Origin of the sequence: uncultured Fibrobacter sp., assembly GCF_900316465.1 — a bacterium.
GTDB lineage: Bacteria > Fibrobacterota > Fibrobacteria > Fibrobacterales > Fibrobacteraceae > Fibrobacter.
Map to the genome: position 1 here is coordinate 89,511 of NZ_ONDD01000001.1, position 25,391 is coordinate 114,901.

The 25,391-nt window shown below is 48.6% G+C and carries 17 protein-coding genes; 7 read left to right on the plus strand and 10 right to left on the minus strand.

Annotated elements, in window-relative coordinates:
* Positions 1-9: 9 nt before the first annotated feature.
* From QZN53_RS00270 to ileS, 3 genes are all read right to left on the minus strand, one after another.
* A complete protein-coding gene (locus tag QZN53_RS00270) occupies positions 10-588 on the minus strand; it encodes a prepilin-type N-terminal cleavage/methylation domain-containing protein (RefSeq protein WP_163436625.1) in 579 nt (192 codons plus the stop codon).
* A 226-nt stretch (positions 589-814) separates the two neighbouring features.
* Entirely contained in the window at positions 815-1,684 is an 870-nt protein-coding gene (locus QZN53_RS00275) for a hypothetical protein (RefSeq protein WP_163436626.1), read from the minus strand.
* A gap of 146 nt (positions 1,685-1,830) precedes the next feature.
* Positions 1,831-5,016: an isoleucine--tRNA ligase gene (gene ileS, locus QZN53_RS00280; protein WP_163436627.1), complete on the minus strand. Its 3,186-nt coding sequence runs from the start codon at positions 5,014-5,016 to the stop codon at positions 1,831-1,833.
* Between the two features lie 273 nt (positions 5,017-5,289).
* Between ileS and QZN53_RS00285 the strand changes: the two genes are divergently transcribed.
* Complete coding sequence (locus QZN53_RS00285; RefSeq protein WP_163436628.1) at positions 5,290-6,681, plus strand: sugar porter family MFS transporter; 1,392 nt, start codon at positions 5,290-5,292, stop codon at positions 6,679-6,681.
* Positions 6,682-6,809: 128 nt separating this feature from the next.
* On the opposite strand, the gene QZN53_RS00290 is transcribed toward QZN53_RS00285, so the two are convergent.
* The 6 genes from QZN53_RS00290 to QZN53_RS00315 all read right to left on the minus strand — a co-directional run bounded on the left by QZN53_RS00290 (position 6,810) and on the right by QZN53_RS00315 (position 15,471).
* Positions 6,810-8,930, minus strand: coding sequence for a glycosyl hydrolase family 8 (locus QZN53_RS00290; RefSeq protein ID WP_163436629.1), 2,121 nt, complete (start codon positions 8,928-8,930; stop codon positions 6,810-6,812).
* Between the two features lie 224 nt (positions 8,931-9,154).
* On the minus strand, positions 9,155-10,324 hold the full coding sequence (locus QZN53_RS00295; RefSeq protein ID WP_163436630.1) for an acyltransferase: 1,170 nt from the start codon (positions 10,322-10,324) through the stop codon (positions 9,155-9,157).
* 43 nt (positions 10,325-10,367) lie between these two features.
* A complete protein-coding gene (locus QZN53_RS00300) occupies positions 10,368-11,441 on the minus strand; it encodes a hemolysin family protein (RefSeq protein ID WP_163436631.1) in 1,074 nt (357 codons plus the stop codon).
* Positions 11,441-13,786, minus strand: coding sequence for a signal peptide peptidase SppA (gene sppA / locus QZN53_RS00305; RefSeq protein WP_294650756.1), 2,346 nt, complete (start codon positions 13,784-13,786; stop codon positions 11,441-11,443). The genes QZN53_RS00300 and sppA overlap by 1 nt, the downstream gene beginning before the upstream one ends.
* Positions 13,767-14,714, minus strand: a complete 948-nt coding sequence (locus QZN53_RS00310) for a Gfo/Idh/MocA family oxidoreductase (RefSeq protein ID WP_163436632.1) — start codon at positions 14,712-14,714, stop codon at positions 13,767-13,769. The genes sppA and QZN53_RS00310 overlap by 20 nt, the downstream gene beginning before the upstream one ends.
* Entirely contained in the window at positions 14,692-15,471 is a 780-nt protein-coding gene (locus tag QZN53_RS00315) for a hypothetical protein (protein WP_163436633.1), read from the minus strand. The genes QZN53_RS00310 and QZN53_RS00315 overlap by 23 nt, the downstream gene beginning before the upstream one ends.
* Before the next feature lie 143 nt (positions 15,472-15,614).
* On the opposite strand from QZN53_RS00315, the gene QZN53_RS00320 reads away from it, so the two are divergent.
* Together QZN53_RS00320 and QZN53_RS00325 are read left to right on the plus strand one after the other, a co-directional pair.
* A complete protein-coding gene (locus QZN53_RS00320) occupies positions 15,615-18,386 on the plus strand; it encodes a TIGR02171 family protein (RefSeq protein ID WP_163436635.1) in 2,772 nt (923 codons plus the stop codon).
* Positions 18,387-18,391: 5 nt separating this feature from the next.
* A complete protein-coding gene (locus QZN53_RS00325; RefSeq protein WP_163436636.1) occupies positions 18,392-19,624 on the plus strand; it encodes a CotH kinase family protein in 1,233 nt (410 codons plus the stop codon).
* Here the strand turns inward: QZN53_RS00325 and QZN53_RS00330 are convergent.
* Positions 19,574-20,899 carry a CotH kinase family protein gene (locus QZN53_RS00330; protein WP_163436637.1) on the minus strand — a complete coding sequence of 442 codons (1,326 nt, stop codon included), beginning with the start codon at positions 20,897-20,899 and terminating at the stop codon, positions 19,574-19,576. The genes QZN53_RS00325 and QZN53_RS00330 overlap by 51 nt on opposite strands.
* Positions 20,900-21,121: 222 nt before the next feature.
* Between QZN53_RS00330 and QZN53_RS00335 the strand changes: the two genes are divergently transcribed.
* From QZN53_RS00335 to QZN53_RS00355, 4 genes are all read left to right on the plus strand, one after another.
* The gene (locus tag QZN53_RS00335; RefSeq protein ID WP_163436638.1) at positions 21,122-21,847 is read left to right on the plus strand and encodes a 2-C-methyl-D-erythritol 4-phosphate cytidylyltransferase; all 726 of its coding nucleotides are present in this window, start codon (positions 21,122-21,124) and stop codon (positions 21,845-21,847) included.
* A 2-nt stretch (positions 21,848-21,849) separates the two neighbouring features.
* Positions 21,850-22,890, plus strand: coding sequence for an NAD(P)-dependent oxidoreductase (locus tag QZN53_RS00340; RefSeq protein ID WP_163436639.1), 1,041 nt, complete (start codon positions 21,850-21,852; stop codon positions 22,888-22,890).
* A gap of 62 nt (positions 22,891-22,952) precedes the next feature.
* The gene (locus QZN53_RS00350; protein ID WP_163436640.1) at positions 22,953-24,296 is read left to right on the plus strand and encodes a Gfo/Idh/MocA family oxidoreductase; all 1,344 of its coding nucleotides are present in this window, start codon (positions 22,953-22,955) and stop codon (positions 24,294-24,296) included.
* A gap of 20 nt (positions 24,297-24,316) precedes the next feature.
* Positions 24,317-25,390, plus strand: coding sequence for an aminotransferase class V-fold PLP-dependent enzyme (locus QZN53_RS00355; protein WP_163436641.1), 1,074 nt, complete (start codon positions 24,317-24,319; stop codon positions 25,388-25,390).
* Position 25,391 lies beyond the last annotated feature (1 nt).

Consider the following 25,391-nt stretch of genomic DNA (forward strand, 5'->3'; position numbering starts at 1 on the left):
AAAAAAAGACTACAAGTCCATCCAATCTGCTCCGTTTGCAGTCACATCGTTTCCGATTTTCCACTGCGGACGAACAGAATTGGACGTTTTAAGCTTTCTCGCCGCGCCAAAAAGTTGATCATTGCCATGCTGAATGCAAATAGCCCCTTCAACCGGTACAGCGGAAAGACCCGTTTTCGGTTTAAAGAAGCGCTTGTCCACTTCGCCAGTAGTCAACAAATCAGGAACACCTGCCGGCATGCCGCAAGCGGACATTGTCGTAAACTTATTCGGGTAATCAATCACCAAAGAATCGATACGCGTTCCGTGGCATTCTGTCTTGGAATCCACCTTGTAAACAAGAATTTTTTGATCGCCACTCTTGGCTAGACAAATTTCGGCAGACATGCGGATTGCTTCATTACCCACTCGTTCAATAAAAGCGGACGTATTGACAGCAGCATCTTTAATGCGGGCATTCGCAACAGCTCGCTGCAGACCTACAACACCCATCGTCGAAAGAATGCCCATGATAACGACAACCACCAGGACTTCGACTAGGGTATAACCCGCCTTTTTTGCGCAAGTTTTTTGCTTAGCAAACAGCATAATCCTACCTTACATAACCTCAGTTAAAGAACAAAAATGGGTTCTTTGGGTTGCCAAAAATAAGCTTTTTCAGCAGTCCAATTTTAAAATAACTTATTTTTTTACAAAACGTTCGTAAAAATAAGCAAAGTGGCGAAATAACGTAAATTTCGCCATATTTTTGTAAACTTTCAATAAGAAACGTGTTTATTCTCACGTTTCAAAGGAAAATAAGTTTTTTGCAAGTTTATTTGGTGTAGTAGCTTATGCCACCCGTTGTGCCCCAATGCCAGCCGGGGAGCTCGCCAACGATATTGGAGGCGCCCAAACGGACTTCCCAATGTTCATTTATGCGGTAGCCGGCAGTAACGTATTCTGTTACGACAAGCGGGAAGTCGAATTCAGACACCGTGCCACTCGATCTAGAAACATTGTCGTCATCATCTCCAGGATACGAGGGGTCAGGCCGATATACGTTTACCGAGAAATTCAGCGAGAAGGGGCCATAATAGGCACTGGCGTACCCGCCATAGGTAACGACCGTTCCCATGCCATTTGATGATTCAAACGGGTATTTGTCTAGATGGTCCGCACCAAAGAAGGTATCGCAATCGTATGATGTTCCCGAATAATTGAATTTGCGGAAGTACATCCACATACCTAGCGAGCCACCCACTTCAAAATACTTGGTGTTTATGCCTAAAAGAAGACTGCTGTACAATCCTTTATTGAGAGCAAAAGTAAGGCCCCAAAGGAAGAGATCTTTTTTGCTGATGTAATCTAAAGAAGCTTCTACGTACGGGTACATCATTTTGTAGGTACCGTCTACTTTTTCTTTAACTTCTTCGGATTTAAAATCCTTGCACTTGTTAAGATCGCTACAGCCGCTCAAGCTGTTTCTGAGGCCGTGAAGTCGTTCCTTATCTTGCGGGCCAGCGTGCACATTTGCAGACAGGCGAACGTTAGCCGTATTAGGTTCTTTATAGTTACCCGCACCGCGGATTTCGGGAGCAGCGGGAGTTTCCATTTCAAAGGCTTCTACATGGGCATAATGGCTCGTATAACCACAGCCTACGAGAAAGATAGAACTTAGCAGAAGGACGCATAAATGTTTCATACTCCATTAAAGATAAATTCATTTTGAGCAAAAAAGACAAAAAATTGCGATTTTTGCGACAACTTGTAAAAAAAGGTGATTAAAGACAAAAAAGGCCCCGCTACTTTTAGGTAGCGGGGCGATTCCGACCAACGCCGGGAAAACAGTTAGGCCTTAACAGTCGTAAACGAGAAAGCTTCGCCGTCGGCATCGTTGGCTTCGAGGCCATCGGCAGCGGCAGCCCACTTGATAGCGACAGCTTGGGTCTCGCCGGCGATGTAAGCTTCATTCTCCGCGACAGCCTGCTTGAAGACGTCACTTGCAGAGAACAGCGTCACTTCAATCTTGTCGGAGATAGCGTAGTTCTGGTCCTTACGGCGGTTCTGGATGCGGTTCACGAGTTCGCGGGCCACGCAGGCGCGGCGGAGTTCGTCCGTGATCTTCAGGTCCAGAGCCACGGTGAAGTGCTGGTTGGCTTCCACAGCCATGCCGTCGGCCACGATGCGGTTGAGCATGAGGCAGTCGGCACCGACTTCACCGAAGTCGAACTTGATGGTTTCGCCATTCTGCAGAGCCTTGATTTCGTCAACCGAGAGGCTGTTGAGCTTGGCGGAAATCACCTTCATGTTCTTCGCGTAATCCGGGCCCTTCGCCTTGATAGCGAGGAAGTTCGGCTTGGCGGAGAGCTGCACGAGCTTGGTTTCGTCTTCGAGGAACTTCATTTCGCGAACGTTGAGTTCTTCGAGGATCAAGTCCTTCATGGTATCGGCAACGTCCTTTTCGACCTTACCGTGAGCAACCACCGTCATGCTGGCAATCGGCATACGGTTCTTTACGTTGTTCGTAGCACGAATCACGCGGCCCATTTCAACCATGCCACGCACCATGGCGATGCGTTCCACGAGGGTTTCGTCCATGAGGGACTTGTCGGCGCTCGGGAATTCGCAGAGGTGCACGCTCACCGGGGCGTTGGCGTCCACTTCGCGCACGAGAATCTGGTAGATTTCTTCGGCGAGGAGCGGGAGGAACGGAGCGAGAATCTTGGAGAAGTCGACGAGCACCTTGTACATGGTAGCGTAGGCGGCGTTCTTGTCGCCATCGTTTTCGCTCTTCCAGAAACGGCGACGGCTGCGGCGCACGTACCAGTTCGTGAGGTCATCGACCGCGGCAATCACGGCGGGCACCACGTTATACAGGCGGTAAGCCTTCATTTCAACTTCGACCTTGGCGGCCAAATCCTGCAAGGTTGCAAGCATCCAGCGGTCAAGTTCGTTGTCGCTCTTGACTTCCTGACCCGGCTTCCAGTTGAGTTGGCCCTTGGCGGCGTCGGCATTGTGGTTAGAAACAAAGAATGCCACAGCGTTCCAAAGCGGGAGCATCACCTGCTTCACGATGCCCTTCACGCCTTCTTCGCTGAAGCGGAGGTCTTCGGCCTTCAAAGCGGCGGAGTTGATCATGAACAAGCGGATGGCGTCGGCACCCGTGCGTTCGATAAGATCGTTCGGGTCCGGATAGTTGCGCTTGGACTTACTCATCTTGGAACCATCTTCGGCCAAGATAATACCGTTCACAATCACGTTCTTGAATGCCGGCTTCTGGAACAAAGCGTTAGAAAGCACGGTCAACGTGTAGAACCAACCACGAGTCTGGTCGAGGCCTTCGGCAATGAAGTCAGCCGGGAAGCTGCGTTCAACGAGTTCCTTGTTTTCGAACGGGTAATGGCGGCTAGCATACGGCATAGAACCGGATTCAAACCAGCAGTCAAAAACTTCAGGCGTGCGGCGGTAGACCTTGCCGTTCTTTTCGATGGTGAGCTTGTCCACAAAGTGCTTGTGCAAGTCATCGAGCTTCACGCCAGTGAGTTGCTGGAGTTCTTCGATAGAACCCACGGCAATCATGTCGCCGTCGTCAGAGAGCCACACCGGAATCGGCGTACCCCAGAAACGGTTACGGGAAAGGTTCCAGTCGCGGGCGCCTTCGAGCCACTTGCCGAAGCGTCCGTTCTTGATGTGGTCCGGAACCCAGTTCACAGTCTGGTTGTTTTCGACCATCCATTCCTTCAAAGTTTTGGTCACGCCGTCCTTGCTTGTGACAGGAGCATCAATCTTCAAGAACCAAGTCTTGAGGGCGCGGTAAATCAGAGGAACGCCGGTACGCCAGCAGTGCGGGTAGCTATGCACAATCGTGTCCTGCTTGAACACGCGGCCCTGTTCCTTGAAGAAGCGGATAATTTCCTTGTCGGCTTCCTTAGCGCCAAGGCCCTTCCACATCGGGACCTTGTCCGTAAACTTGCCTTCGGTATCGAGCGGGTCGAAAAGGCCGAGGTCGAGTTCTGCGCCCTTCTGGAAGTCTTCTTCACCGAAGGAGGGAGCGGTATGCACGGCGCCAGTACCATCTTCGGTACTCACGTAGTCGGCGGGGTAAATCTTGTAGTGGCGGGACAGCTGGTCCGGCGTCACGAATTCGTCGGAGATACGGGAAAGCGGTTCGTAGTCCTTGCCCACGAGTTCAGAGCCCTTGCAGGTATCGACGATGTTCGGGTTCTTGAAATAGGCGGCGGTACGGCTTGCAGCAATCCAGTACTTCTTGCCATCCTGTTCCACAAGGTTGTAGTCCATGTCCGGGCCCACAACAATGCAGAAGTTAGAATAAAGTGTCCACGGGGTCGTCGTCCACACGAGGATGCTCGTGTCCTTGAACTTGGCTTCATCCGTGTTGAGCGGGAAGATGAGGGTCAGAGACGGGTCCTGACGGTCCTTATAACCCTGGTTCGTCTCGAAGTTCGAAAGCGGAGTAGCGAGAGCCGGGCTGTACGGCTGGATGCGGTAGCCCTGGTAGATGAGGCCCTTGTCAAAGCACTGCTTGAACACCCACCACACAGATTCCATGAAGTTCTTGTCCATGGTCTTGTAGCCCTTGTCGAAGTCGACCCAGCGGCCCATGCGGCGAACGGTCTTCTTCCATTCGCTCGTGTACTTGAGCACCTTGCCGCGGCAAGTTTCGTTGAACTTGTCGACGCCGAGCTTCTGGATTTCAGCAACGCCAGCGAGACCGAGTTCGTTCTGCACGAGAGATTCAATCGGAAGGCCGTGGCAGTCCCAACCGAAACCGCGCGGAACCTTCTTGCCCTTCATGGTCCAGTAACGCGGAACGATGTCCTTGATGGTACCGGCAAGCAAGTGACCGTAGTGAGGAAGGCCCGTTGCAAACGGAGGGCCATCGTAGAAAGTGTACGGTTCAGTTTCCGGACGGGAGTCCAGCGACTTCTTGAACGATTCATCCTTATCCCACAAGCCGAGCACACGCTCTTCTATTTGTGGAAACGACTCTTCTTTCTTTACTTCACGAAACATGGGTTACCTCAAACCCCGCGGCACCGCGCCACGGGCATTAAATTTTCGGGCGTAAAGATAGAAATTTTCAAAGTCAACCTTATTCAAAGCGCACGTTTTCGGGCCGAAAACGCGGGTGTCATACACTGTTCAACAGCATTTTAGCTCCATCCAACCAGTTTGGAATATTCCAAATTGGAATAAAAAATTCCTTTTATTTTGGTTATTTGATATGGCATTTTTTAGAACAAACAAATATATTGATTATCAATAACCAACCAAAACGGTAATGTTATGACAAATACAAATTCAAACCTCAGGCACATTGTGCTGATTACCCTATCTGCCGCAATCGGCGGATTCCTTTTCGGTTTCGACTCGTCCGTGATTAACGGCGCGAACGGAGCCTTGAAAGCCCACTTTCACGCAACGGATTATCAGCTAGCCTGGTCCGTTTCACTCGCACTGATTGGTGCTGCCATCGGTGCATTTTTTGCAGGTAAAGTCGCCGATGCATTCGGCCGTGTGCGTTGCATGCTCTTTGCCTCGGACTTGTTCCTGCTTAGCGCCATCGGGTCTGGCATTCCCTTCGGCATTCCTGACTTTATCCTGTGGCGTGTGATTGGCGGCCTCGGCATTGGTATGGCAAGTATCATCGCCCCGATTTACATTGCAGAAACAGCCCCCGCCCATTTGCGCGGACGCTTGGGCTCGATGCAGCAAATGGCCATCGTGATAGGTATTTTCGTGGCCCTGCTTTCAAACTACTTGATAGTGCGCATCGCAGGGTCTGCAAACGCCCCCATGATCGGCAATATCAAGGCTTGGCAGGTGATGTTCTGGGTCGAAATCATTCCGGCCGTGCTTTATGGCTACGCCGCCTGGAAACTTCCTGAATCGCCGCGTTACCTGGTTCACAAGGGTTACTTGGAACAAGCCAAGAAAGTGCTCGCCCAGATTAACCCTGAAGGCGTCGACAAGGAAGTCGAAACCATCCAGTCCAGCTTCAAGACCAAAAAATCTGCCAAGTTCATCGACTTGCTTGAAATTATTGACGGCAAGGAACGCATTTCCCCGATTCTGTGGGCAGGCCTCGGCCTTGCCATTTTGCAGCAGCTCGTGGGTATTAACGTGATTTTCTACTACGGCACCATGCTTTGGCAGAGTGTCGGGTTTGGCGAAAGCGATGCATTCCTCACCAGCGTGATTTCGAGTGGCGTGAACTTGGTCATGACTGTAGTCGCTATCATGCTTATCGATAAGATTGGCCGTAAGCCGCTCCTGTTGATTGGTAGTATCGGCATGGCCGTTACCTTGGGCACACTCGGTCTTTGCTTCATGAACCTCCAACCCGACGGAACCTTGCCAGGTGCCGCTCCGGTTATCGCCTTGATCGCCGCCAACCTCTACATTACCTTCTTTGCGGCAACGTGGGGACCGGTTATGTGGGTGATGCTCGGTGAAATGTTCAACAACCGCATTCGTACCGTCGCTATCGCTATTTGCGGTCTGGCACAGTGGTTTGCAAACTTTGTTGTCACTTGGACGTTCCCGGTGCTTACTGGCGAAGACGGCGTTGGCGTTGGACCGACCTACATGATCTACACCTTCTTCGCTGCGTTCAGTATCTTCTTTGTGGCAAAGTTCATTAAAGAAACCAAGGGTAAAGAACTCGAAGAAATGTAGCCCACGGCTACAAAAAAAAGTAGCCTTCGGGCTACTACGAACGATAAACAATTTACTCCTTCACACACAAACAAGAAGACCTCCGATTGAATCGGAGGTCTTCTTTAATTGCTTAGTTCAAGCTAGGATTACTTGACGTTCACCTTGGAGAGCTTGCCGTTCACGCGAACCAGGTAGATACCCTTGCTCGGGACCGTGACAGAAGCCTTGCCAGAAACAATCTTCTTGCCCTGGAGGGAGAACACTGCGATATCCTGAGTGCCGGCAGAGATGGTCATGCCAGAGACAGAGATCTTTGCAGCGGCCGGAGCAGCGGCAGCCTTGATAGCGATCGGCTGATCCTTGATCGTGATGCCGGTAATCTTGACCGGATCAACGACGTTGCCACTTGCATCGAGGAATTCAACAGACTTGATGGAAAGTTCACCGATACCACCCTTGGCATCCTTAACTTCCCACTTGAGGCCGGTAACAGCGGTAATGATTTCGCTGCCTTCCGGAGCTTCGTTCGGGTCAACCCAATCCAAGATACCACCAGCAAACTTGGCGTCCGGATCAGTAAAGCCCTTGAAGCCATAATCTTCCGGGGTCAGATCAAAGGTAGAAGCCTTATAATCGTCGCTATTCTTAATAAATGTACCCGGTTCAGCACCAGCCTGAGCAGTCTTTTCGTTGAGGATAGCCATACGGATCGGGCCAGAGCACTTCATCGTTACGCGAACAGCCTTAATGCCGAGGGTATTGAAGTTCACACCCTTCTTGTCGTTAGAGAGGAAGGACATGGCGATACCGGCAGACGGATACTTGAGAGTGCCTGCAGCGGCAGCTTCAGCAGACCAGTCCGGTTCCGGACCAATTTCCATAGAAGCTTCGGCGTAGATAGAACCGTCATCCTTGCGGTAGAGCGGAGAAGAACCAGAATCCGGAACCATCTTGGTACCGATATTGAGCTTGTCATGGTATGCGCCCCAGTTCCAGAAGCCAGAGAGACCCACAGTAGAATCCTTAATAGCCTGCTGTACACCGCCAATTTCGTTCACAGACGGAGCCTTGGACGGATCCGGAGTGAAAGCAGTGAAACCAGTCAGATTATAGAGGTTCGGCATGTTACCGGTCATGAGGAGGAGGTAAAGGAGGTTCAAAGTAGCCGGATAGTACTTTTCACCGGTAACGCCTTCACCGCAACCCTGAGCAGTTTCGCAGCTCGTGAGGGTAGAAAGAGCCTTATAGACCGTACCGAGATAAGCCTTAGCATCAGCAGCATCAACAGAAGACGTTGCAAGGCCGAGACCACCAGAGAAGGTAGAAGAAACAAAACGACGCTTGGTAGAGAGTTCCGGAGTACCATCAACATAATAACCGGAGTTCACGCCACTAGCGGTGTGAGTGGTCGGGATGAGCCAATCAGAAACCTTCTTGTTGAAGGCCTTTGCATCGGAGTTACCGTACCAGTAGAAAGCCCAAGCCATGCGCCACGGAGTACGGGCTGCGTCATCAAAGAAGCCTGCATCTTCGGTCTGGGCCACAGAAGCAGAAGTCTTGGTCGGCTTATGAGAGTTCCAGTCGCACCAGTCCGGGACGAGACCCGTAGAGGAGTTCTGGCAAGCCTTCAGGTCAGAAGCGGTGGTAGAGAGCACGTTTGCCCACGGACCAGAAGCGTCAACAGACTTGAAGAGTTCAAAGTTAGCGAGCGTACCGTAGCTCGGGTTAAAAGCATCGTTCCACTGGTTACCCGGCTTAACGTGGCCACCGTTAATATCGTTGGAGCCAATCCAAGAGATAATCTTCTTGGCGTCGCTCAAGTAGGAATCCTTGTTCCACTGCTTGGAAGCCATCACAAGAGCGAGAGCAGCGTCAACGTCTGCGTCAGTTGCAGAACCGGAACCGCCACCGTCACCAATGCGCCAGTTCATACCACCGCCGTTACCGCCGTTGGACGTCCAAACGCCATAAACCTTATCGAACATGGTCTGATCGTCCATATAGACGGCGATCAACATACCGTAAGCGATAGCTTCAGAAACGGTAGAACCGGTTCCTTCCGGTGCATAAATCCAACCATTGTTGGAGTTGTACCAAGCCTTTTTCCACTTCTGGTAGTGGGACTTGATCATGTCCGTATTGGCATATTCAATGGTCGTGCCGTTCGGATGCTTCATGTTCTGCGGGAAGGGGTATTGACCCGCAAAGGAGGAGGTTGCCGCCGTGAGAGCGAGCGCACCAATCGCTACTTTGAAAATGTTCTTCATAATTATTCCTTATTGATGACTTTTACACCCACTCGTAAATATAAAATAGAGACCATTTTACGGGAAGGTTTTATTTGTAATAATTCAGTTGCAAAAGTGGCGTTTTTTTGTAAATTTATAGGAAATCGGTGATTTAATTCACACCCCGATTTGCAGTTTTCGTTCGCAAAACGTTCTCAAAAAATTTTCGGGATTTCATATCCCGGAGCAATGTTAACAACTAGTTACTTTGCGGAATTCTCTTGCAGCTTGGCTTTTGCCTTTTTGCGGCGCCAAACTTTGAACTCGCTGTACAGCGTACTTACCGTATAAATGAATATCAAGAGCAGGATTGTATTCTTGGGTTGGTTCAAGTTACAAATGCCCCAGGCAATCGTGATGATGGGCAAATGAATGAGATACGGGTAGAACGATGCCCGGCCAATTTTACGGACAATTCCAATGCAGAAAAACTTCGCCACAAAACCCTTGCCGGTCAAAAGCGAGACCAAGAAAAGGCCGTACAGCAAAATCGGAAGGGAATGGTGGAAGAAATAGTTGAAGCCGGGATTCAGTTCCGGACGCATTAAGAAAAGACTGCCGTAAATGGCTGCAAGCATGATGAACTGCGCAATGCCGCTAGCAAAGTTACGCTTGAGGAAATCGAAGTGGCCTTCTTTAAAGAGTCTAAAGAGAACCATGCCGAACAGGTATTCAAAAATGCGGACGGGCGCAAAAATGTGGAAGAAACGGTACTTGGCGTCGTAACTGTCGAACCAGAGGTTGTCAGAAAGGCCGAAGAAGGTTGCCCAGAGAATGCCAGGAATAAAGAGTGTTCCGAAAAGCACCCAAAGAGTGCGGTCGCTTTGTTTAAAGAGCCAGCGGCTAAACCAAGGTGTTACAGCGTAGCAGACAAAGAAACTGGTGAGAGACCAAGAGGGTTCATTCAATTTCATGCCCAAATCGGGCACAATGGACCAAGTAAGGGTAATGTGCAAAAGGAGGCTTCGCCATGGGTGGGTCATTTTAGCAAGGCCTGCAGCAAAGCAATCGCCAATTTCAGAGAGCCCGGGCAGGTGCGTATAACCGCTGAACTTGAAGACGAGCACGACAAACATGAGAAGCGTCATGAAGAAGTGCAGGCGGTAAAGCTTGGAGATGCGGGCAAACATGAAGGGGATAACGGGGATTTGGCGTTCCGGATCGCTAAACTTGCTTGCGAACAAGAAGCCTGCAAGCACGTAGAAGATGCCGGCAGCAAAGGCGGGCGCATTCACGATGGGCATGATCCACTTGTAATCGGACATGTAATTGAGGGCAGAGGAGGAGCCCAAGTGAAGCATCACGATGTTAATGCTAGCGAGGAGTCGAAGGCCATCAAGAGCCGGGAAGTAATTCGGTTTTGCTTTTTCCATAAAAAATCTTTTTAAAGCCACACGGGTTCGTGTGACACTCTTTTCATTTTTCAAGGTCCTTTTGCATTTTGCTTTGTTGGCGGATGCGGGCAAGGGCTTTGGAGCGGCGGCGGGCGGTTTCTTGAAGGTCAATGGCTTCGTCGTATTCATCAACGATTTCGCGACCGAGGATTTCTTCGAGGACATCTTCGAGGCTGACGATGCCGGCAATGGCGCCCCATTCATCGACAACGCCCACGATATGTCCGCGCTGCTTTAAGAAACGGAGCAAAAGCTTGTCTAGCGTAAGGCTATCGGGTATGAGCTGCAGCGGGCGCATCATCTGGCGGAGTTTGACATCGCGCAAGCCCTCGGCAAGCTTGTTGTAGGCATCGCGGCGGAGCACAATCCCAATCCAATTGTCTTTTTCTTTTTCGTAAAGCGGTACGCGAGAAAACGGCCAGTTTCCGCGTTCATCGAGAGTTTCGCCGATAGAAGAATCCGCCTGAAGCGAAAACACCACCTGACGCGGCGTCATGACTTTACGCACCGGCACAGACTTCAAGGCAAGAATATTCTTGATGACCAGAGACTGTTGGCGGTCAATGACATCTTCGCGGAGCCCGAGACTTACCAAGCTGTTGATGTCATCGATACTCACGTCCTTCTTGTCTTCTTTTTCGCGCGTCCAGTGCTTGGTCAGCGTGAGACAAAGCCAGATAATACCTGTCCACGAAAGGACAATCGTGATGTAATAGAAAGGCACCGCGACCAAGGGGGCCGCAATTTTTGCCTGCTTGACGCCAAGCGTTTTCGGCGTGATTTCGCCAAACAAAAGAATGAGCACGGTAAGAATAATCGGGAGCGACACCTGCCCGAGCGGCGGCAAATTTTTAACAGCCAGCGCCGTAGCAAGCGATGCGCCTACCGTATTTGCAATCGTATTCACCACCAGCACCGAGGCGATGTAGCGGTCAATATTTTCCTTGACATGCACAATGTAGCGGGCAGTAAACTTTTTCTGTTTTTGCAACTGCTCGATGGTTGCAGGCGGCATGCTATAAAACGACGCTTCTGTCACCGAACAGAACGCCGAGATGGCCAAGCAACCTAAAACCGTAAGGACGATATAAAACATTATTCAATACCTAACAAAGCCGGTTCAAAAAGCGCGGGTTCGACAGCCCAAAGCTGCGGGCGGCTCAAGTCATAAATGTAGTCGGTCCAGTCGGACAACTGGTAAAGCATCTTGGAGCCCGGAGTCGGGAGCGTGAGCGAATGGCCGGAGCCGAGCACTTGCAAATCGATATCGGTGTACTCGCCGATGTCGGCAAGTTGCTTGGCGACGGCGATGGCGTCGTCGATTCCGCCGAGGCCGTGGACAAGCCCAGCCGAAAGGGCCTTGATACCGATCATGACGCGGCCGCCACCGTAGGCGGTATCGACGGTCGCCTGCGGGATACCTGTAGCCTTAGAGACAACCCCGGTAAAGCGGTCGTAAAATTCATCCATGTACGCCTGCAAGGCGGCCTTTTCGCGGTCCGTCCAGGCGCGCGTAAAGGTCGTCGCGTCGGCGTAATCATGCGTCTTGACGGTTTCGGCCTTGAGCCCGATTTTGTCCATAAGGCCCGAGGCATCGATTTTACCGCCATAGATACCGATGCTACCCACAATGGCCATCGGTTCTGCAAGAATCTTGTCGCCGGCGCAAGCGATGTAGTAACCGCCCGAAGCCCCCATGTAGCCGATGCTAGAGACGACCGGAATTCCCTGTTCGCTAATATTGCGGAGAGCCGCCCAAATCTTGTCGGAAGCGATAGCGGAACCACCCGGCGATGAAATGCGCACAATCAAGGCTTCTGCACCCGTCGAAGGCAACTTGCGAATCGATTCAAGCACAGAGCGTTCCATGCGGGAATCAATGGTACCATCAATATTCAAGAGGGCAATCTTTGCTCGAGGAGCCCAACTTTCGTTAAAAATCTTCTTGCTGGAGGGAGCCCAAGTGCGATACGCTGCATTCGGGTAGTCAATATCAAAGAAAGTCTTTAATGCGTAAGAGGGCACTTGATCCAGGTAAAGCAAGGTGTCTACAAGACCCGCGCGCTTTGCCGCAGAGGCGGTGACCAAAGGTTCGCCCGCCAAGGAATCTAAATGCTTGTAAGCGGCCTCGGCCGGCATTTGAGAGCCGACGCTACGCATAGAAATGTAGGTTTGTAAAGCCGTCCACAAATCGTTATACAGCGTGTCAAAATTAGCACGAGCCTCAGCCGACATGGAGTCAGCCACATAGGGTTCTACAGCAGACTTGTAAGCCCCATGACGCAGGAATTCCGCCTTTACGCCTAGCTTGTCAAACAGCCCCTTATAGAAAAGGATGTTTCCGCCGAGACCTCGCCAGTTCATGTGAGCAGAGGGTTCCACTGCGATACGATCCACATGCGCAGACGCCAGTAGCACCGCGGGGCGAATGTCATCCATGTAGGCAACAACCTTGCTTCCGCGAGCCTTGAGTTTTTTGACATAGCGATCGATTTCGCTCGATATCCCGATATTGCCCTTGTAGCCCGAAAAGTCTAGAATCACGAGGCCGCAGGCCGGATCGCGCAACATGTGTTCAAACAGATTGCGCACATGCCAAATGCTAATGGAACTCTTGCGGAAGAACGAAAATTCATCTTCGGTTTCAGAGATCTGCATGTCAAGCGGCACACGGATAATTTGCGCACTCAAAGAAGCGTTCGGGTTGCGAGCGCTGTGATAGCCCCATGCGCCCCCCTTAGGCAGGAAATCGTCGTACACATGCAGGGCGACATTATTGTAGCCACCGAAGCTAGTGGAGAACGTAAGGCGATATTCGTCATCGCCATGCAACGGCATGCGAAATCCCCAGCGAACGCCGTAAAGTCCTAGTTCAAAAAGCAAGCGATGGTCTTCGAAATCTTCGACGTCGTAACTCACGCTAAAGAGAGGGCCAAGACGAAGTGTTGCGCCCAAGTTCTGCACGCGTTCGGGCGCTTGCGGGCCGGCGTAGAGCACGTTGTCACAGGAGTAGCCGAGCGAGACGAACGAAAGCGGGTGAATCATGACACCCAAATCCATGCTCCATTCCGTGCCTGTAAAGTCTGCAGTGCGGATAGCGTTTACGCGCTCGCCTACAAAAATTGTGCGATTCAAGAGAGCGTTACCGTGAGTGATGCTCCAACGAGAAAAATCGAGATGGTGTGGACCCTGGATATATTCAAAGCCCGCAGCCCAGTGTTCTAAATTACCGCCAATGCGAAAATCCTTGATGGACTTATCATAATCATAGCTAATGAGCGCGCCCTTGGAATCAAAGGCGGCAAGACCGGCCGGGTTGCCCCAAATACCATGTTCATTTTCGAGCGATACAAAGCCCGACTCGCCAGGAATATAGGCAAGGGCATACGCCGCGCAGAACAAAAAAAGCGCGGGCACAAACTTATTTTGCATCAATTTCATTCGCTCTCCCCTTTTTGAACAATTCGCCAATCAAAGAAACCAGTACGACCGCATAGCAGGCGTCGTAAAAGCCTCCATACCAATCGTATTCAGGATCTTTATCTCGCGCCGTTTTCTTATAAGAGTTCAAATAATTTAGAAAAGCCTCGTGTTCGCGTCGCAGGGCATACGCCGGATTTTCATTGCGATAAGCCCCCAAATCCAATGTTACGGATTGTCCATTCATTGAAATTTCAACAGTGCGACTGTCGCTAGCGCAATTACGATCGGCAATAAATTCGGCCTTTACCGTTCTGAAGTCATAGACGGCATGAACGCGGTCATCCGACAATTCCTCACATTGAAGCGACTTGTACATCATGGCGTTCTTATCTACAAAGAGACAAAGTAAGTCCACGTCGTGAATCATCAGGTCGTATTCCACGGAAACATCACGGTTACGCGGCGAAAAACCGTGCGTTCGCGTAAACTTGAAACAAACCGGGAAAACATCTTGCTTTTGGAGGAACCAGGATTTCAAGCAATTCTGCATTTCCCTGCAGAAGTCAGTCTTCGCAAATTCTTCAATTGCCGGATTGTAGCGTTCCGAATGCCCGACAAAGACAAGCACGCCCCGCCTCAAGGCAAGTTTCTGGTATTCCAGAGCATCCTCCCCAGATACCGACACCGGTTTTTCCACAAGCACCGGGAGCTTCATTTTGATGCATTTTTTGACGTATTCGTCGTGCGTTACGGCAGGAGATGCAACAACGGCAAAATCGGGAGCAAGTTCGCCAGTTTTAATCCGTTTGAACAGAGCGGTAGCCTCGGCCGAAGTGTCGGCGACTCCGATAAACTCAACACCGTCTTCTTCGAACAGCCGCTTGTGCCGCTGCCCCATGGTACCGTTGCCAATCAGGACTGCTTTATAAGAACATGAACTTTGCATAGAGTCCTAACGTATGGCCGGTTTCCATTCCAAACAGATTGCCGCGATTCATTTCGTAAAAAAGAGCCATTCCTAAAGAATTCTTGAGCACCGAGAAATAATGGGCAGCATCAACACGCATTCTAAAACCGCGATAAAGGTCATCCATTTTGCGATACGGCTTTTGCATATTTAGATTTTCGGATTCCTGGATGCGCCAACGGTACAAGAAAACATAATCAAACTTCCAGCCAGAATAATCATCGCGGTCCCAGAGGAGTTTCCACGAAATGGAGCCCTTTACGCCCAATTCATCACCGGGCTGAAAGTTTCGCTCTTCGAGGAAAGAGAAATACTCAACAGCAGCCCCCAACACCATATTGCGGGAGAATTCATAAAGGCCAAACGGAGAAACGCCGATTCGATAAAAGCGATTGACGCGGGAACCTTCGCGGGGAGGAAGCCTCCAGTTGAAATCAACACCCGCAAAAGAAAATGGCATCAGCTTTATGCCCAAATAGGATTCGTTCAGGCCGTTAACATGCAAGTTCAACGCTTCGTGACGCTGGTCATGAAACATGACGTCATATTCATAGCTCAAAAGCCTATAAGAAAAATCGCCATAAATGCTAAAGCAATGGCAAGGGGCGAACTCCCCCGCCACGTTCAAGTCCGCACTGTAAACGTCATCGCGGAGTTCTGCAACGCCACCAAAGAGGGCGTAGCTTTCCGGGCCGCGAACAGGCAGAATGGATTCGCGGGCAACCGCAGAAACCAATCCTAGCAAAAGCAAGATAAGAAAAAAACAGAGAATTCTTTTAGTAGGCGCAGTCATTTATTACCATTCAAATTTAAAAATTTAAGTCAATGAGCCGAAGATCACATTTTGTGAAATCACCTTTATATACTATATTTCTTAGCATGGTAAAAAGTTTTTTCTTCTTAGCAGTGATTGTCTGTTTCTTGGAAGCATGCAGTAACAGTAGCAATACTGAATGCGGCGCCACCGAGGATTGCCTTATTCTTGAAGAAGATAAACTGTCTTCGGAACCAGACTCTATTTCAAACGGATCTGATTCTATTAATGAATTCCACGAGGGAATGATTCTTGTTAAGGGTTCCGAAAAGGTCGTCATTATAGGCACTAATAAAAAAGGAGCCCGAGAAAGCGAAACGCCGGAATTAAGAACCGTTCTAGAATACGACTATTTCATGGATTCTGCCTTAGTTAAATGCAAAGATTTCAAATCAATAATGGCGGGAACTAAGTTAGCACAAACCTTGAAATGCAACGACAACGAGCCCATTACCGACATAACCTTCTTTGACGCAGTTCTCTTTGCAAACAAGAGAAGTAGCAAAGAGAAGCTTGACAGCGCCTACGACTATTCAAAAGCAGTTTATGATAACGAGGGGCACTGCACCAACCTCAGCAGTTTTCTTTTCCGTGAAAGCCGTAAGGGATACCGAATACCAACCGAAGCAGAATGGATCAAAGCAGCGACCAGTTCCTACAAATTCCAGTTTTTTTCGGGAAAACCCATGGAATGGTCGAACGATTTTCTTGGGCAACTCAAGGATACAACTATCGTAAACTTTACTGGAGTCAAAAACGCCAACGATTTGGGCGAAAGAATTGTCAAACGCTACAACAGGAGCCCAGATTCTACGAATGTTGATTTATATTCCAGAGGAGACGTATACACTGTAACTTCAGCCTCCCACGCAGACTATATCGGATTCCGTCTTGCTATCGGCGCCATTCCAAATGCCATATGGCTAGATAATAAAGGCTACGCTTCCAGCGCTCCAATTACCATTCTTGCAAATTCCACCGACTTATGGGATGTTTCAAAAACAACGGACATGAAAATGGCTTTTCTAAATTACCAGAGCGGTAATTTAGCATACATTGATTACGCAATAGGCGGAAATACTATTACAGAAATTAACGATACCGTCCACGTATTTCATCCTGATATATCTCCCGATGGCAAAAAAGTTGCTTTCTGTACTGGAATTGAAGGCGTTTCAAGTCTGTCAAACGTTTATGTACGAAACCTAGACTCCATCGGTTCCAACCTAGTGAAGCTCAATGTGGAAAGCGCCGCTATCCCCCGTTGGAAAGTCCTCGAAAACGGAGACACCGCCATTACCTATGTTTCAAACCCCGGGAACAACAAAGACAATGCGACGTTTAAAAATTACAGTACCTGGCAAGTCATTTTTGCAAACGGCAAATTTGGCAAACCGCAAAAGCTATTTGATGGAGCATACCATGGGGGTATAAGTAATGGCTTGGCAGTATCCGGAGCAAGACTTTTACGTGCAAGAGTGCACAATAAAGACACAATTTGGTACAATAACGAACAAGCCTGTAACGTATCACTTTCTAAAGACAACTCTAAACGCACCGCATTTTTGGACTTCGGCGGGAAAACTGGCCAAACCTTTGTTGGAAAAAAATACTCGACACACCAATACATCCTTATTGCCGATAGTACGGGAAATTTAACACACTATGTACAGGCACCAACAGGTTACACCTTTGACCACAGCGAATGGACTGTTGGCAATGCAAATGACAATATCGTAGCAACCCTCGTCAATACCGATGGAGCACATAAGCGCATCACACTTATTGATTTAGCAAGCAACACTTCCATAGACCTTGTTGAAGGAGACGAGCTATGGCACCCCTGTTTCTGGGCTAAGCCACAAATGAAAGTCTCGCTCTCCAGTAGCAGCAACGCCAGCGAAGATACCATCCATTCGAGTAGCAGCGGATTTATTCTTGACCCTGATAGTGCCGGTTTGTATTACAATGCATCAGGCATTTACCCTACAGCAGACCGTTGGCGTTATAAAATGGAACTGTTATGGGGCTATAAAGATTCCGCAAACATAATCGCATTGGGATCTTCACGAACAGAAAATGGCATAAAGCCTCTAGCCTTCACAAGCCCAGCATTCGCTGTTAACTTTGGAAGTTCCGGCAATTCCATACAAGGTTCATACCTTTTTCTTGAAAAGTATCTTTTCCATCACATACAAAATTTAAAAGTAATCATTTTTGAATTAGATATTGACAGATGGTCTTGTTGTAACAACAGCCTCTTAAACAATCCATACAAACATTACTCAGGGTATGTCTATGATGAAAACCATAATTTTTGGAAAGACTACTATCCACCAAACCTATACAATCTAACTTATGATTCCCCAGGCACACCATCAATTGCAGCTAAGTACCGTAAAAACAGAGGCCAAGATCCTATAAGCGGTTCAAGCTGGAATTACCCGGAAGTTTCAAATGATTCCACATGGTTATCGAGCAATAAATCACTCTTCTACAAGAAAATAGACATGTTGAAAGAAATCATACAAATAAGCAAAGAAAAAAACATTTTTGTCATAGGAGTTATTTTCCCACAAAACCCCCAATACAAAGAAACCGGGTCTTTCGGACGTTACGGACTGTTGCGCAGCGAAGCCCCTTCACTCATTGAAGAAATCCAAGCCATTAACAAGATATACCCTAATTTTATTTTATTTGACGAAAATAAAATGGGAGACCATGATTACCCGAATGAACTTGCTCAGGGTACAGATCATTTAAACGCAAATGGCGCCGAGAAAATCACACATCGTCTCGATTCATTGATCCAGACTCTTGACATTGACTGGAATTAGCCGTAATGCAGAACTATCGGAATGCACTCATTCTTTTGCAGATTATTCTATTCTGCTTTCTATTCAGCGCATGTACATGGAACGACACCGAGAGCAATCCTGATTTTTTGCCGTTGGACGATTCGGAGTACCCCTACGCCGACTTACCTCGGCTTGTGATTGAAACGGAAGACTTCGCTCAAATCAATGATAGAGAAACAAAGATTCCCTCTAAATTACAGATATACGGGAAAGATCGTCCGGAAAGCGAAGTTTTAGACTTGACCGTTAAAGGGCGCGGACACTCCAGCTTTACCATGGCAAAATACAGCATCAAGCTAAATTTTGAGCAAAAACAGAGTTTGTTTGGTATGCCGGAAGACAAGGAATGGGATTTAGTTTCTAACCAGCGCGACAAAAGCATGCTCCGGAATCATTTCACCTACCAGCTTGCGCGCACTTTGCAAGACGACTATTCTCCCCGCAATCAATTTGTAGAACTATACCTAAATCGCAACTATATGGGAGTCTATCTTCTGGTAGAACACATTAAAGTCGCCAAACATCGCGTCAACATTTCCAAAAGTGATTCCAGCTTCCTTTTTGAAAAAACAAGAGATGCAGATGACGACGACATCTTGTTGCAGAGCCACCTCAATTGTACATTCAACATCAAGTATCCCAAAGACCCAACTCAAAAAAGCCTTGAACTTTTAGAATCTCATATCAACGAATTTGAAAAAGGAATTTCTAACGACAGTATTACGCTTTCTGAATGGATTGATATTGAAGACTTTGTTCGCTACTACTGGATTCAGGAATTTTCAAAGAACATTGACGGAGCCTTCGGTCGAAGCATCTTCATCACTTGGCAGTACAATTTTCCATTCCAAATGGGACCAGTCTGGGATTTTGACGTCGCCTACGGAATCGGGAACACTCGAATGATGAGTCCTTATGATTGGTATGTACGTTATCAAGGGTGGTACAAGTATCTTTTCAAAAATAATGAATTCAAAAAGGCTGTTTCCCAATACTGGAAAAATAACCGTCAGACATTCTTAGACGCTGTTGACTCCATAACACCCGCCGCGAAAAAGTTAAGCAAGGCTTCTAGAAACGAGTTTAAGCGCTGGCCCACGCTACAGAACGATTCAGATTGGCCTTTTGTTGACTCTTACGAGAACTACGACAAAGCCGTAGACAGTTTAAAGAGCTGGATTACTCAACGAATCCAGTGGATCGACGACAACATCTGACAAGGCTTCCTTCTGCATCGCTGTTTCTATCCAGAAGTACCTTTCGCCAATCCATTCTTTCAAATCTTCAACAGCATCTTTATAGCTATCGTAGGCGACGAAATGGTGATCGTCATCAACACGCTTCAGAATTTTCCAACGCTTAAAATTATTTTCCGCCGCCTTTTCTAGCACATTGTACACGGAATCCGCATCCGTTAATAATTTCATGAAAGACGTCTTGTTTCGTTCCCAGAAATGAATCATGGCATTTCTCACAACCGGGTCCATAAACGCGTAGGCGTTCCAATAGGAATTTTTCACATGCCAGTTTTCAACTTGTTTTATACGTTGCTTGCGATGTCCACCAAAAGCAAGGTCAAAGTCCCAAACTGGGCCCATCGTTATGACACCATTCCTGGTCCAAGTAAAATAAACGCTTGTATAAAAAGCAGCATCGGGATTCTTCGGAAATTCCTGGAGCCAAAAATGCCTTACGTATTCATCCACATCGATCCAGTCTCGCATGTCATTGTCTTTATCGATAGTAACAGTTTTTAAGTGTTTTTCGAAATTGCGAAGATAATCCTTCAATGCATCAAGACTTTCTTCGGAAGCCTTCCTAGGTTCATGAACGCGAAACGGCATTGCATCGTCCTTCAGCACCTTCAAGAAAATAACTTGATCTTCTTTACGGTACTTGCCATCGACTTCGACTATATAGGAATTTTCATTTTGCGGAAGACTCACCCTGCTCTTTGACTTCTTGATGGTCTCCGTCAACAAGTATACGCCTAGATATTCCCTGTTCAGGAACAATTCCACAAATTCACATCGCGGAGCGTAATACGCCCCCACCCTATTAGAGAGTCGATACATGAGGTAATTCTTCATCAAGGACTTGTCCACGTAATTCGAAACAAGCGCCCAATCCCTATCCTTAGGCATTCCCAACAGGGACTGCTTTTTAGAAAATTCAAGCTTGTAACTTTTTTGGGGCATTAACCAAGAAGAATTTCCACGGCCCCGAATGGTCAATTCCATCGCATCCGTATCAGGGAAACTTTCGTTTCCGATCCACATCTTCGCAGGGATTTCCGTTTCACGGTCGCGAACGGCAACGTTATCTTCCGTTTCAATAAACAATCTTGGGATTCCCGCATACGGATAATCCACACTTAAGGCCGATTGTGCTGAATAGGCTTCTCCTGTTTCTACCAAGGAGGCTACGTCATTATCGGTATACAGGTATTCACTGTTGCTACAGGCAAAAAATGTTACTCCTAAAAGTAACATAAAGACAACTTTATACCAGCATCCACAAAATCGCATAACAGTCACAATTCCTAGGTGACTCCCCACCGACCCCTTTTGCCAACCAAGCAAAATATATACTTTTTTTGACAAATCGAACCCAGAAAATTTTGCACCAAGCTCATCAAGGGCCAAAACGGCAATATCCAAGATGGAGCTAAAGCTATTTTTATCTATTTTTAAGGGTAAGAGGAAAATAGCACTATGAATATCGGCGTCATTTTCGCAGGCGGAGTCGGAACCCGCATGCACAGCAGAGATCTACCGAAGCAGTTTCTGAAGATTCACGACAAGCCCATCATTGTCCACACAATCGAGCATTTTGAAAACTGCAAAGACATCGATTCTGTTGTTGTCGTCTGCGTAAAAGAATGGATTGACCACCTCAACAAGCTGATAGACTCATACCATCTCAAAAAGATTAAAGCAGTCGTCCCCGGAGGTGAATCCGGGCAGCTTTCCATCTACAACGGGCTCTGTGCTGCAGCCCAAATCGCAAAAGACGAGCCATCCATCGTTCTCATCCACGATGGAGTGCGTCCGCTAATCAATTCCCAATTGCTTTCGGAAAACGTGCAATGCGTCAAGCAATTCGGTTCTTCGATTACAAGTGCAACCGTCAAGGAAACGCTTGTTGAAATTGACGACGACAACAACATAAAAGTCGTGCAGGACAGGCCCCATTCCCGAGTCGCCAAGGCCCCCCAATGTTTTTGGCTCAAGGACATCCTTGCGGCACACGAAAAGGCCCTTTCCGAAAACCGCCACGATTTCATTGACTCATGCACTTTGATGCAACATTACGGCTACCACCTCCATATGACCGACGGTCCGTTTGAAAACATCAAGATTACGACTCCCGACGACTTCTACATGATGAGAGCGATTTTACAGGTTAAGGAAGACGCTCAAATTTACGGGCTGGAGTAAGCATGTATTCAGAAAAGATCTTGATTGATGAGATAAAGGAACTAGGATCGCAAAACGCCGACGTTTTCAGCGCTCTGGAAAACAAATCCATCTTCATTTCCGGCGCAACAGGACTTATCGGGAACACCCTTATCAAAACTATTGTCGCCAACGCCCCTTCAGCAAAAATCATTGCCTTTGTCCGCGACGAGAACAAGGCAAAAAAGATGTTCCAGAACTACGAACAGAACATCACGTTTGTCACAGGCGACATCCGGGAACCAGTCACCTTTGACGGTCACGTCGACTACGTGATTCATGCCGCCAGCGAAACATCCAGCAAGGCTTTTGTAGAAGCGCCTGTCAGCATTATCGAAATCGCCTTGAATGGAACCAAGAACATGTTGGATTTCGCCAGGCAAAAAAACGTCCAGGGGTTCGTATACCTATCCAGCATGGAAGTTTACGGAACACCCCATAACGACGACAAGATTTTTGAAGACCACGGCACTGACCTGGACACAATGAACGTCCGTACCAGTTACCCTGAAAGCAAGCGACTTTGCGAATCTCTCTGCACGGCATACGCAAGCCAGTTCCAAGTCCCCGCCAAGGTCGTCCGCTTGACCCAAACATTCGGCCCGGGAGTCCAGTACAACGACGGGCGCGTTTTCGCCGATTTTTCTAGATGTCTCATTGAAAACCGCGACATCATCTTGCATACCAAAGGCGAGACCAAACGCAGCTACCTGTACACCTTGGATGCAGCAAGCGCAATTCTCACAGTTCTGACCAAGGGGAAAAGCGCCGAAGCCTACAACGCTGCTAACGAAGACACCTATTGTTCCATTTACGAAATGGCGCAACTCGTCGCTCAAAAGATAGCCCAGGGTAAAATCCAGGTGAAAGTGGAAGAAGCCGATATTTCCAAGTTTGGATATGCCAAAACGCTACACATGAACCTAGACACCACCAAGCTAAAAGAGCTGGGATGGCAAGCTAGAACAAGCCTTAGCGACATGTTTTCTAAAACGATACAAAGCATGAAGCCTCAAGACCTTTAAAGCCCCATAGGCACGACCTTTCAAAATCAGGGAATCCCGAATTTTTTATTTTAAAGGTCACGATGAAAAAAGTTATCACATACGGCACGTATGATTTACTCCATCAGGGGCACATAAATCTGCTAAAGCGAGCCAAGGCTCTTGGCGACTATCTTATAGTTGGCGTCACCAACGACAACTTTGATCGCGACCGTGGCAAGCTGAATGTCCGTAACAACGTTCTGGAACGCGTCGAGGCCGTCAAGGCGACGGGGCTCGCCGACCAGATTATCATAGAAGACTACGTCGGTCAAAAAATTGACGATATCCAAAAATACGACGTAGACATATTCGCCATCGGTTCCGACTGGGAAGGAAAATTTGACTACCTAAATGAATTCTGCGAGGTCGTGTACCTTCCGCGCACCGAGGGCATCAGCTCCACAATGTTGCGCGACAGTTCCCAGGAAATCGTGAACGTGGGAATCATAGGCTGCGGACGCGTTGCCCAGAGGTTTCCGTCTGAAGCAAACATCGTCAACGGAATTAATGTCTGTGCCGCATTTGACATCGACCCGCACAGGGCCGAAGATTTCGTCTCAAAATTCGAAGGAATCAAAGCTTGCTGCAGCCTTGAAGAACTCCTGCAATCAGTCGATGCCGTATATATCGCAACCCCACACCTGTCTCACTACAGCTGCATAAAGTCTGCGCTGCAAGCGGGCAAACACGTTCTCTGCGAGACGCCGATGGTTCTTGACGGCGACCAGGCGAAGGAACTCTACAGACAGGCTGAAGCCAGCGGTCTTATTCTGATGGAAGCGAACAAAACCGCGCATTGTCCGGCATTTAACCACCTCATGGTCCTTATCAAGTCCGGACTTATCGGTGACGTGGTGGATATCGACGTATCGCTTTCGCAGCTACTCGACAAAGGCGGTCGAGAATTCGATCCCGACCAGGCTGGCGGAGCACTTTACGAACAGGGAAGCTATCCGCTACTGCCCATATTCAAGCTCCTCGGGATTAATTACGAAGACCTAACCCTGTTCAGCAAGGTCGAGAACGGGGTCGACGTCTACACGAGAGGACTGTTCCGCTACACTAGTGCAACAAGTTCTTTCAAAGTAGGTCTAGGTGTAAAAACCGAAGGAAGTCTCGTAATCTCTGGAACCAAGGGTTACGCCTATGTACCAGCCCCATGGTGGAAAACGGACTACTTCGAACTCCGCTATGAGAACCAGAATGACAACAAGAAGTTCTTCTACAAATGGGACGGATTCGGTCTCCGTTACGAGATCCAGGAATTCATCAGTTGCATACTGAATAAGCGTTTTTCTTCGGCACGTCTAAGACGGCGTGAAAGCATTCAAATGGCATACGTCATGCAGCAGTTCTCGCAAAAGAAAAACTGCCACAACATTTAATCGAAAAAAGGGAAAGGAACATGATTAACTTTACTGTCGGTCCAGTGCAATCTAGTGACGCAGTCCGTGCCATCGGCGCGGAACAAGTCCCCTATTTCCGTACCGCGGAATTTTCGGAACTGATGTTCGAAAACGAACGCCTAATCAAGAAGTTCGCCAAGGCTACCGACGACTCCAAAGTCGCCTTCATTACGGGTTCGGGATCTGCCGGCATGGAAACTGCCATCATGAACACCCTGACTCCGGCCGACAAGGCTATCGTCGTGAACGGCGGAAGCTTCGGTCACCGTTTTGTGGAACTCTGCGAGCTGCACGAAATCCCCTTTGACGAAATCAAGCTTGCTCCGGGTAAGGCACTGAAGGCAGAACACCTCGCCGCCTATGAAGGCAAGGGATACACCACCTTTATCGTGAACAAGCACGAGACCTCTACCGGCGTCCACTACGACATGAAGCTTATCAGCGACTTCTGCAAGAGGAACAACCTCTTCTTGATCGTCGACTGCATCAGCACCTTCCTGGCCGATCCCTTCAACATGGCAGAACTCGGCGCCGACATCATGATTACCGGTTCCCAGAAGGCACTCGCCTGCCCGCCGGGAATCTCGGTGATGGCTCTTTCGCCCAAGGCCCTCGCCCGCGTCGAGAAAGTCAAATGCAAATGCCAGTACCTGGATTTGAAGATTGCCTTGAAGAACGCCGAACGCGGACAGACCCCCTGGACTCCGGCCGTAAGCATCTTGCGCCAGATTAACGCCCGCCTCAAGGAAATTGACGCGAATGGCGGTGTGGAAGCAGAAATCGCCCGCACGGCATCGCTCGCCAACTACTTCCGTGAAAGAATCAAGGACCTGCCCTTTGAAATCGTGTCCGAATCGCTTTCAAACGCAGTCACCCCGCTGCACCCGACAACTGCTTCGGCCTACGACATTTTCCTCAAGATCAAGGACGAATACGGCATGTGGATTTGCCCCAACGGCGGCGATATGAAGGACACCGTTTTCCGTGTCGGCCACATCGGGGCCTTGACTACGGCCGATTACGACAAACTGATTGACGCATTTAAAGACTTACAAGGCAAAAGGTTCATATAAA